The organism is Megasphaera sp. AF13-6AC (assembly GCF_027685385.1).
GTDB lineage: Bacteria > Bacillota > Negativicutes > Veillonellales > Megasphaeraceae > Megasphaera > Megasphaera micronuciformis.
This window is the reverse complement of the sequence record NZ_JAQCUN010000279.1, coordinates 1-845: the sequence shown is the minus strand read 5'-3', so window position 1 is coordinate 845 and position 845 is coordinate 1. Positions and strand designations below refer to the sequence as shown.

Annotated in this window: 2 protein-coding genes; both read right to left on the bottom strand. The window is 42.6% G+C overall.

Annotated elements, in window-relative coordinates:
- On the bottom strand, positions 1–308 hold a 308-nt coding region (locus tag PGX78_RS08850), incomplete at its 3' end, for a TCP-1/cpn60 chaperonin family protein (RefSeq protein WP_333524044.1).
- Between the two features lie 30 nt (positions 309–338).
- Entirely contained in the window at positions 339–620 is a 282-nt protein-coding gene (gene groES / locus PGX78_RS08845; protein ID WP_270446593.1) for a co-chaperone GroES, read from the bottom strand.
- Between the last annotated feature and the right edge of the window lie 225 nt (positions 621–845).

Below are 845 nucleotides of genomic sequence, written 5' to 3'. Positions count from 1 at the left end.
ATGCCTTCCTGAATCATAGCCTGTGCCAATAAGGTAGCTGTCGTCGTACCGTCGCCTGCCACGTCATTGGTCTTCGTAGCAACTTCTTTTACGAGCTGTGCCCCCATGTTTTCAAAGGGATCTTCCAATTCAATATCACGAGCAATCGTAACACCGTCATTCGTAATAGTAGGGGCGCCGAATTTCTTATCCAATACTACGTTACGACCCTTAGGTCCCAACGTTACTTTTACCGCATTTGCCAATGCATCTACACCGTTGCCCAGAGCACGGCGTGCTTCTTCGTTAAACAAAATCTGTTTTGCCATTATGAGTCACTCCTTATAAGAAATGCTATATTATATAGTCGCCAAAATATCACGTTCACTGACAATTAAATAATCAACGCCGTCATATTTAACTTCCGTACCTGCATATTTCGAGAAAATAATTTTATCGCCTACGCTTACTTCCAAGGGAGTACGCGTACCGTTATCCTGTAATTTACCTGTGCCTACGGCAACAACTTCCCCCTGGCTCGGTTTTTCTTTAGCCGTATCGGGCAGGAAAATACCGCTCGCCGTCTTTTCTTCCTGTTCTAATACACGAATTACTACACGATCTCCTAACGGTTTAATCATCGTATGTTCCTCCTCATATCATTCATTTCTATCTTCATTGTTAGCACTCAAGTTTTACGAGTGCTAACCACAAGACTTATATTACCCATTAAAGGTGAAAAAGTCAAGATTTATTTTTATTCGTTTCTGCACGAATTAAATCGGTCGCCGCCTTTTTCATAGAGATACCGTGCTTCATGCAATACTGTTGAAGACGCCGTTGTGCCTCTCCTTCCGTAATACCGT

What these genes read in the sequence shown, in the direction of transcription:
- groES (WP_270446593.1), bottom strand. Translation starts at nt 620, where the DNA reads ATGATTAAACCGTTAGGAGATCGTGTAGTAATTCGTGTATTAGAACAG.